Origin of the sequence: Sulfuricurvum sp. (assembly GCF_049305995.1) — a bacterium.
Lineage (GTDB): Bacteria > Campylobacterota > Campylobacteria > Campylobacterales > Sulfurimonadaceae > Sulfuricurvum.
Map to the genome: position 1 here is coordinate 1 of NZ_JBAQPS010000347.1, position 2383 is coordinate 2383.

Sequence of the window (2383 nt, forward strand, 5' to 3'; positions counted from 1 at the left end):
CTTGCCATCCATCCCCAGCGGAACCGCCCCCTCGACGATCAAGACATATTTACCGCTGTCGTTATGAAGTATGCTCTCCAGAGCAGACTCCGATTGATCCCCCGAAGCCGCCATCAACAGCTCATGATAATCAAGCGAGATGTATTTGAGGATCAGATCGTCCACTTTGGGGTGGGAGGTTTTAATAAACGCCTCCGAATTACCTGTACAATCAGAGAGTTCGAGCCAAATGATCGGGATTTTGTTGAGTTGCGTCACCCCCTCTTCTACCACCTCTTCAAACTTCGGATGCAGATGCATCGACGCGGTGATCATGGAGACCCAGCGGTTAAACTCGCGACTCATCTCGAACGATTCTAACGCTTCGTGAAAGTTATCGGCACTCAGCTGATTTTTCGGGTGAAGACGATTGTATTTTTCGATCCGTGCGCGCACTTTTTCCAACTCCGCCGCCTGCGCTGCATCAAAGCGCTCTTGGCGGAGCCGCGCCGCTTCCTCAGGATCGACAGGGGTTGCAGAGATAATCGCACAAATATCCTGCTTGCACCGTCCGCAGGTACGTCCCGCTTTTGAGTGTTCTTTGAGCTCAGCGAACGACGTCACCGCATTCTCTTTGATAATCTCGACCAACTCCAGTTCATGCACCCCCTCACAGCTGCAGACAAGTTTCCCGTATTCGGACATCAAACGGTTCGAGTAGAGATAGGCCGCATCAATCGGTGCATCGGTTTCGATCAACCGTTTGAGAGCTAGGAGATCGATATTCGTGTTGATCCCGATAAAGCGTTTCAGCCTGTCATTATTGACAATATACTGATCGATCCGATTCCCATGGGTGATCAGAATTGTTTCGTTCTCACTATCTTTGGGGTTGAAATCGGTCGCGGTGACATCGGCGAACAAAAATGATCCCACTTTGAGCCCATCGATGGATACCTCTTCTTTAAATATTTTACTCTCCGTCCCTAGGAGATTCGCGATAGCGACATCGGCTTGGATCGTGCACTCTTTGACCCGTCCTGCGATAAATCCTCCATCACGTAGCTGTGCCGCTTCGCCGACGCAGTAGATATTCTCATCGGAGGTACACATCCTCTCATTTACCAAAACACCCTTGTCACATTCGAGCACGTCACGCGCATAAGGGATGTTTGGATCGATCCCTACACCGAAAATGATGAATGGATTATCGATTTCCCCATGTTTGGTCACGACCTTGGTGATAACATTTCCCTCAACCTCTTTATCCACTATTTGATCGCCAAATCGGATGTTAACTCGGCTGTCCGCTTCGAAAATCCCCTGAATCAGTGCCAACCCCTCACGGCTGATTACCTCAGAATAGAGATAATTTTTTCGCACAAGCAGGATAATACTTTGAGGGGCATCACTACGCATGAGTGTATCAAGAAGCTCCAGTGCGATAGGCCCTGCCCCGACGATGATCACATTACGACCCACCATCCCCTGCGCAATCGCTTCGCAATCGCTCTGGCTTCGAAACGTTGCCGCATTTTGAATCCCTGAAATATCAAAGAGCGATTTGGGCACCGAACCCGTCGCAATAATCAGTTTATCGTAATGAAATGCGGCATGTTCACTGAAAACCCGTTTTTGAGCAGGATCAATCGAGATGATTTTTTGATCCAGTTCCAGTTTTACTTTTGGGTGAAGTTCCAACTCTATCGAATCCACGCAGTTGCAATCTTCCACCAGTTTACATAAATGAATACGATCATACGGGGGATGTTTCTCATCCGATACAATCACCACATCCATCTCTGGGGCACTCTCCATCAGAGAATTGGCGATATAGACAGCGGCAATCCCGCCTCCTACGATAACAATGCGCATGGCTACCTCTTTAGTGAACATATTGATTATTATAAAAACTTATTGCATCTATTCTACCGTTTTCAGGATTATTGATTCCATTTTAGGTACCGTAATTTCAATATATACAAATACGATTACGTCCAGTATTTTTTGCTTTGTAAAGTTCTTGATCAGCTTTGCTATAAAGTGATTCAGCTGTATCAGACTCATTACCAATCACTATTCCAGCCGATATAGTGACAAAAGATGAAATAAGACTCCCATCATGTTCGATATGTAATTCTTCAATAAAAATACGTAATTGTTCAGCCTGTTGAGCAAAATCACTGATTGAGTTGATAGTGCTTATTATCCCAAATTCTTCGCCTCCTAATCGAAAACAAAATTCACTGGCTCGACTAAAATGCTTTTTTATGACATGGGATATATTAGTTAAAACATCATCCCCATTCAAATGACCATAAATATCATTGTATTGTTTAAAAAAATCGACATCTATCATCATAAATGCAAGATATTGATTATCTCTTTTCGCTCGATTAATTTC

General features: G+C 44.9%; 2 protein-coding genes. Both read right to left on the reverse strand.

Annotated features, from left to right (window positions below; genetic code table 11):
* Positions 1–1854 (reverse strand): FAD-dependent oxidoreductase (locus tag WA010_RS11715; protein ID WP_422557297.1); only part of this gene is annotated, 1854 nt, incomplete at its 3' end.
* Positions 1855–1951: 97 nt separating this feature from the next.
* A partial coding sequence (locus tag WA010_RS11720) for a GGDEF domain-containing protein (RefSeq protein ID WP_422557298.1) occupies positions 1952–2383 on the reverse strand: 432 nt, incomplete at its 5' end.